This window comes from Streptomyces sp. NRRL F-525, from assembly GCF_000716605.1.
Classification (GTDB): Bacteria; Actinomycetota; Actinomycetes; order Streptomycetales; family Streptomycetaceae; genus Streptomyces.
Genome location: NZ_JNXE01000040.1, coordinates 87,757 through 94,833, shown reverse-complemented (window position 1 = coordinate 94,833; position 7,077 = coordinate 87,757). Strand labels below are relative to the sequence as shown.

Below are 7,077 nucleotides of genomic sequence, written 5' to 3'. Positions count from 1 at the left end.
CCCCCCACCACAAGCAACCCCCACCGGCGATTTCCAGCCGCCTCAACGGCGTGAACCAACCCCCGGTCAACCCCCGTCAAGCAGACGGCCAACAGCCGAACCCCTGCCCAATCGGGGCGAAAGCCGCGGTGGACCGGAGTCCTGGTCCGATTCAGCACCCCTGGGTCATCACATGGCGCGATCCGCATTCCTATGATGGGCCCACGACACCGCGGGCCGCTGCGACCAGGCAGTCCGACGCGGTGCAGACGCGGCGTGATGGTGGAGGGGTCGATGACTCAGGGGGCCGGTCAGGGACCCGAGACGGAGCGGACGGCGACGTTGCGCGACTTCCGGGTACCGGCGTATGTCCACGAGACCGGTCCGTACGCCGACAGCGCACAGCCCGGCGAGGCCGTACGACCCGACGAGGAGGCCTTTGACGAGGCCTTCGACGAGGTCTATCCGGAGGGCTACACGCCCACGCAGCGCGATCTGCCCGTCATCCGTCGGGGTGACACGGTTCAGGTCGCGGTGGACCCGGCGTCGGCGGCCGTCCCGCAGCAGACGGAGGGCCCCGGTCCGCTGTTCGTCGTAGGGGATGTGCACGGCTACCTGGACGAACTGGTGGCCGCCCTGCGGGAGAAGGGCCTGATCGACGCGGCCGGCAGCTGGTGCGCCGGCACCGCCCGGCTCTGGTTCCTCGGCGACTTCACCGACCGCGGACCCGACGGCATCGGCGTGATCGACCTCGTCATGCGGCTGTCCGCCGAGGCCGCCGCGGCCGGCGGCTACTGCAAGGCCCTGATGGGCAATCACGAGCTGCTGCTGCTCGGCGCGAAGCGGTTCGGCGACACCCCCGTCAACTCCGGCGCGGGCACCGCCACCTTCCAGGCGGCCTGGCTGCTCAACGGCGGCCAGAAGACCGACATGGACCGCCTCCAGGACGTCCACCTGCAGTGGATGGCCCGGCTGGACGCCATGGAGCAGGTCGACGGCCACCTGCTCGTCCACTCCGACACCACCGCCTACCTCGACTACGGCGACTCGATCGAGGCGGTCAACGACAACGTCCGCGAGACCCTCACACGCAATGACGCGGACGAGGTCTGGGACGTGTTCCGCAAGTTCACCAAGCGCTTCTCCTTCCGCGACGAGGGCGGCGCCGACCACGTCCGCTCCCTGCTCGACATGTACGGCGGCACCCGGATCGTCCACGGCCACAGCCCGATCCCCTATCTCCTGGGCGACGTGGGCTCCGAGGACGGCGAGGACAGCGCCGGCCCCGTGGTCGAGGGACCGCACGTCTACGCCGAGGGACTCGCCATCGCGATGGACGGCGGAGTGACCATGGCCGGAAAACTGCTGGTCCAGCAACTGCCCCTGGATATCTGAACGTTTATCGGGCAGGCGTCCCCTCCGGAGGACCGGCGGACGACAGCGCTGGCCAGGGGCCAATTTCTGGAAACCCCCTGTCACCGTGTGCCGTCGCCGCTCTACCATCGGCTTATCCGTAGCAGGCTCCCCTCCGTTTCTGCCCGACGGCTCGTTGGCATGCGAGCCCCAAGCCCTACGGAGCATCGGGGGATGCACATGAACAGCGTTCCGCAGCACCTGCACAGCGAGGACCGCCAGGAGTACGAGCGGATCCTCGACGAGGCGCTGCGCTCCGCCCCTACCCGCCCGGAACTGGCCGCTGTCGGCAAGCGGCTCAACCCCGAACAGCTGCGCACCATGGCGCTGAACGCCACCGCGCTCATCACGGCGGCCGCGGCGACCGAGTACCAGCACTACGTGAAGGTCCGCGAGGAACTGCGCCAACCGGCGTCGTCCACCCCGTCGGCCGTCCACGAGACCGACTCCGCGGAGCCGGGCGGCGTGGGCGCGATGGGGCTCGCCACCACCCTGGGGGAGGCGGCCGAGGGTGCGGGCGCCATCGCCGTAGCCGCCGTCCTCACCCCCGTCCTCGCCGGCACGGCCGCGGCGATATTCCTGCTCGTGGGCTACATCCTCAAGATGCTCAGCCCCGAACCGGCGTTCGCCAAGACCATGCTCACCGCCGGCTGGGTGTTCGGCGCCATGACCGCCGCGGCGATCCTCGTCGCCATCGTCGGCCTGCTGCTCACCGCCCTGCGCAACAGGCCCTCACCCGACACCGGCCCCTACGGCGAGTCGGGCGGCGAAGTTGCCCGCGCCAGGGAGGCCTGGCACGACGCCCTTCTGGAACGCGGCATCCTGCCGTTCCTCCAGGAGGCGCTCGCGGCGCCGGGCACGGCGACCCTCCGCCGTACGACACCCACGGCCCCGAGTCGCATGCCGCACCTCGGCTACGACCGTCCCGGCTTCTCCAGCCCCGACGACGGCCCGGAGCCGGGTCACCGCCCGAGCTTCTCCAGCCCGGACTTCAGCAGCCCGGACTTCGGGGGGCCCGACCACCAGCCGGACTAGCCCCTCGGCTTGCGCCCCCACCCAGGGGAGCGCAAGCCGAACACCCCGGTCACCGGGTGACCGGCCGACCGGGTCACAGGGGCGGCCGAGTGCTGCGCTCATCGAACAGCAAACCCCCTCAGGACGCCCTGTCGGGAAGCCCTGCCAGGACTTCTCTCAGGACGCCTCTCGGGATGCCTCCTCAGGAAGGTCGACGACCGCGATGCTCTCCGCCTGCGCGACAGCCAGCCGCCGGCCGTCCGGATGCAGGGCCGCGACGGGCGTCGGGATGTGCGTCACCCCGTAACTGCCCTCCCGGCACGGCACTTCCACATCCGGCCACTCCGCCACCGACGCTCCCGTCGTGACGTCGATCAGCCGGGGATGCCCGTACAGCGAGACGGCCGTGTCACCCCGCGGGATCAGCGTGCCGATGTGGAAGTCGACCCTGTTGCGATGGATCCACCGCTTCTCGGAGAGCGACCACACGCCCAACTGCCGTTTCCCCAGGCTTTCGGAGTCCGTGCTGTCCTCCTCGTCGACGAACTCCTCCCCGGTCGCCACCGCCACCCGGTCACCGTCGAGCCAGCAGGCCGAGATCACCTCGGAACTGTTGCCCGGGTTGAAGGACGGCACACCACGGCCGTCGAGCACAGCGGGATCCCCCAACGCCCGTTCCAGGTCGAAGACTTCGGCGATCCCGTACGGATGCCACAACCAGCCCGCCGACAGCAGATGAGTCCCGCCCGGAGACACCGCCAGCCGCGAGTGGAGGACGTCGTTCCGCGTACGGTCGCCGACCGTGAGCCGTTCTCCCGATTCCGCGTCCTCGATCTCCAGGAGGTCGTACTGGTCCGGGCAGTGCACCAGCACCTCACGGCCGTCCGGCAGCACCCCGAGGGCGACCGGATAGTCGAAGTCCTCGGCGTAGTCGTCACTGCGCTCCAGCTCACGGACCGGCCGATCGCCCTCCAGCAACAGCGCCCCGGTGCCCCGCTCGTCGTAGACCACGGTGAAGCGGCCGGACGGAGAGCTGACACTCCGGTCGAAGGAATACCCATGATCGTCCGAGACCTGGCGCTCCACCCCGTCAGGCCCCCACCGCCGACCACCCACGACGTCGACCAGATCATCACCGTCCCACGCCAACGACTGCGCCTCGTCCGTCACCTGCAGAAGAATCACGGTCCCCATCCCCCAGTCCCCCAACCCACGACAACACTGCTGCGAAACAACTCAACCCCCTGGAGCAGAGCCAATCAACGGGGGTGAACCCGTAGTTCGTACGGGGGCCAGGTGCACCCCTCATCCGGAGGACAGTCCCATCCCCTCGCGCCGACGGATCCGGTTGGCTGGTGATCGTCACTGATCGGGAACCGGAGCACCGGGGGATACGAACATGCAGATGCCGTCGCCGAAGAAAGCCGGCGCCGCCGCGCTGGCAGCAGCCCTCCTCGCCCTGGGCTCACCCCTGGCCGCGACCGCCGCCACCGCCAAACACCCGGCGCCGAAGCCGTCGTCCTACACCGAGCACACACTCCGCCAAGACCTCGCAGCCGTACGGAAGGCCGGCGGCGGCGACGTGAACGTCCTGGCCAGGGTCGACGGACCGAACAGCCCGCCGCTCATGGCCCGCATCGGCACCCGCACGGCCGACTCCACGGCCCCGATCCCCTGGAACGCCCACTTCCGCGTGGCCAGCACGACGAAGACGTTCGTGGCGACCGTCGTCCTCCAACTCGTCGCGGAGAAGCGGCTGTCGCTGGACGACACCGTCGAACACTGGCTGCCGGGGGTCGTCTCGGGCAACGGCAACGACGGCAGCCGCATCACCGTCCGCGACCTGCTCCGCCAGACCAGCGGCCTGTACGACTACATCGACGACCCGGAGATCCAGGACCAGTTGATCAACCACTTCGACGAGAACCGCTACAACACCACCCCCACGGCCGACCTGGTCGCGGTGGCGATGAAGCACCGGCCGGTGTTCGTCCCCCAGCCGGGCGGGCCCACCCGCTGGGCGTACTCCAACACCAACTACCTGCTGGCCGGGATGATCGCCGAGAAGGCCGGCGGCGCGAGCTGGCAGGATCTGGTCGCGCACCGGATCATCGCGAAGCTCGGACTGCGGAACACCTCCATTCCCGGGCTCGACCCGTTCCTTCCCGACCCGCATGTGAACGCGTATCTGACGACCGCCGACGGCAAGCGCCTCGACGTCACCAAGCACAGCTACCAGCACACCGCCGACTCCGGTGTGGTGAGCACCACCGCCGACCTGAACACCTTCTTCCGCGCCCTCGCCGACGGCCGGCTGCTCCCCGCCGCGCAGTGGCGCGAGATGCGGCAGACCGTCCAGCGCACCGACGACCCGGAGGACGTGGCCGAGCTGCCCCAGGGCACCTACGGCCTCGGCCTCCGCAAGATCCCGCTGTCCTGCGGCGGCTTCTACTACACGCACGAGGGCGACGGCGTGGGCGTCAACACCCGCCCCGCGGTGAGCGCGGACGGCAGCCGCGCGGTGACGGTCTCCATCACGACCACCACCGCACAGCCCGACCTGGCCGCCCTGAACCGCGCGACGGGCACCCTCGTCGACCACGCGCTGTGCCTCAAGCCCGCCGGGGGTTCGACCAAGAGTTAGCCGGTCGTCGTCAGTCGGCGATCGGCAGATACACCCGGTTGCCCGCCGCGGCGAACTCCTTCGACTTCTGCTCCATCCCGATCTCGATCTCCTCCCGGCTCCCGCCGTGCTCACGGCGGATGTCGTGGGAGATCTTCATCGAGCAGAACTTCGGCCCGCACATCGAGCAGAAGTGCGCCGTCTTGGCGGGCTCGGCCGGAAGCGTCTCGTCGTGGAACTCCCGTGCCGTGTCCGGGTCGAGGGCCAGGTTGAACTGGTCCTCCCAGCGGAACTCGAAGCGGGCGTCGGACAGCGCGTCATCCCACTCCTGTGCACCTGGGTGCCCCTTGGCGAGGTCGGCTGCGTGGGCGGCGATCTTGTAGGTGATGACGCCGGTCTTGACGTCGTCACGATTGGGCAGGCCCAAGTGCTCCTTGGGCGTGACATAGCAGAGCATGGCCGTGCCCCACCAGGCGATCATCGCGGCACCGATGCCGGAGGTGATGTGGTCGTACGCCGGAGCGACGTCCGTCGTCAGCGGGCCGAGCGTATAGAACGGAGCTTCATCACAGATCTCCTGCTGAAGGTCGATGTTCTCCTTGATCTTGTGCATCGGGACATGTCCCGGGCCCTCGATCATCGTCTGTACGTTGAAACGCTTCGCGATCGTGTTGAGTTCCCCGAGCGTCCGCAATTCCGCGAACTGCGCCTCGTCGTTGGCGTCCGCGATCGAACCGGGCCGCAGGCCGTCGCCGAGCGAGTAGGTGACGTCGTAGGCGGCGAGGATCTCGCACAGCTCCTCGAAGTTCTCGTAGAGGAACGATTCCTTGTGGTGTGCAAGGCACCAGGCCGCCATGATCGAGCCGCCGCGCGAGACGATGCCGGTCTTGCGGTTCGCCGTCAGCGGTACGAACGGGAGCCGCACGCCCGCGTGGACGGTCATGTAGTCCACGCCCTGTTCGGCCTGTTCGACGACCGTGTCCTTGTAGATCTCCCAGGTCAGCTCCTCGGCACGGCCGTCGACCTTTTCGAGCGCCTGGTAGAGCGGCACCGTGCCGATGGGAACGGGGGAGTTGCGCAGCACCCACTCGCGGGTGGTGTGGATGTTGCGGCCGGTGGACAGGTCCATGACCGTGTCGGCGCCCCACCGCGTCGCCCAGGTCATCTTGTCGACCTCCTCCTCGATGGAGGAAGTGACCGCGGAATTCCCGATGTTGGCGTTGACCTTCACCAGGAACCGCTTGCCGATGATCATCGGCTCGATCTCGGGATGGTTCACGTTGGCCGGCAGCACCGCCCGCCCGGCCGCGATCTCCTCCCGGACGACCTCGGCCTCGACGTTCTCCCGTACGGCCACGAACTCCATCTCGGGCGTGATCTCGCCCCGTCGCGCATAGGCGAGTTGCGTGACCGCCGTACCGTCACGGCCTCGGCGCGGCTGACGTGGGCGCCCCGGGAAGACCGCGTCCAGGTTGCGGAGTCCGCCGCGCGGTGAGGTGTGCTTGATCCCGTCGTCCTCGGGGCGAACGGGACGGCCCGCGTACTCCTCGGTGTCGCCGCGGGCGATGATCCAGTTCTCCCGCACCGGCGCCAGCCCCCGGCGAACGTCGGTGTCGACGAGCGGATCGGTGTACGGGCCGGAGGTGTCGTACAGCGTCACGGACTGCCCATTGGTGAGGTGCACCTGACGGACCGGCACCCGCAGATCGGGGCGCGAGCCCGCGACATACCCCTTGTGCCAGCCGATGGACTTCCCGGCCTCCGTGGGCTGTTCGGCCTGTGCGGACTTCTCGCCCGGAATGGGCTGTTCGTCCTGGCTGGAGGCAGGCGTGCGTGCGTCCTTGTTGGTCATGAGACCTACTCCCTACGCCGGCATTACCCGGTAACAGGTTCGGCGGTCGACGCAGCGGCTTCCGTCAGCCGATGTTTCATGTGAAACATCACTCGATTCAGGTGACGTTTCCCGTGAAACATCGCAGAGACGAAGGTCAGCGCCCTCTCAGCCCGGTGCTCCGAGCTCCCGCGTGTGCAAAGGTGCCTCCACGCTA

Annotated in this window: 5 protein-coding genes and 1 riboswitch; of the genes, 3 read left to right on the top strand and 2 right to left on the bottom strand. The window is 68.8% G+C overall.

From position 1 onward, the window contains the following. Positions 1 to 258: 258 nt before the first annotated feature. Positions 259 to 1,374, top strand: coding sequence for a metallophosphoesterase (locus tag OO69_RS39575; protein ID WP_106971191.1), 1,116 nt, complete (start codon positions 259 to 261; stop codon positions 1,372 to 1,374). A 192-nt stretch (positions 1,375 to 1,566) separates the two neighbouring features. Continuing rightward, a complete protein-coding gene (locus tag OO69_RS39570; RefSeq protein WP_033285776.1) occupies positions 1,567 to 2,427 on the top strand; it encodes a membrane protein in 861 nt (286 codons plus the stop codon). Between the two features lie 156 nt (positions 2,428 to 2,583). Here OO69_RS39570 and OO69_RS39565 read toward each other — a convergent pair whose 3' ends face one another. Continuing rightward, on the bottom strand, positions 2,584 to 3,600 hold the full coding sequence (locus tag OO69_RS39565) for a hypothetical protein (protein ID WP_033285775.1): 1,017 nt from the start codon (positions 3,598 to 3,600) through the stop codon (positions 2,584 to 2,586). A gap of 205 nt (positions 3,601 to 3,805) precedes the next feature. Between OO69_RS39565 and OO69_RS39560 the strand changes: the two genes are divergently transcribed. Further along, positions 3,806 to 5,050 (top strand): serine hydrolase domain-containing protein, encoded by a 1,245-nt coding sequence (locus tag OO69_RS39560; RefSeq protein ID WP_033285774.1) that lies wholly within the window; start codon positions 3,806 to 3,808, stop codon positions 5,048 to 5,050. Between the two features lie 10 nt (positions 5,051 to 5,060). Here OO69_RS39560 and thiC read toward each other — a convergent pair whose 3' ends face one another. Further along, on the bottom strand, positions 5,061 to 6,881 hold the full coding sequence (gene thiC / locus OO69_RS39555; RefSeq protein WP_033285773.1) for a phosphomethylpyrimidine synthase ThiC: 1,821 nt from the start codon (positions 6,879 to 6,881) through the stop codon (positions 5,061 to 5,063). Then, a riboswitch (TPP riboswitch) is annotated at positions 6,874 to 7,063 on the bottom strand. (Overlaps the previous gene by 8 nt.) Positions 7,064 to 7,077: the final 14 nt, after the last annotated feature.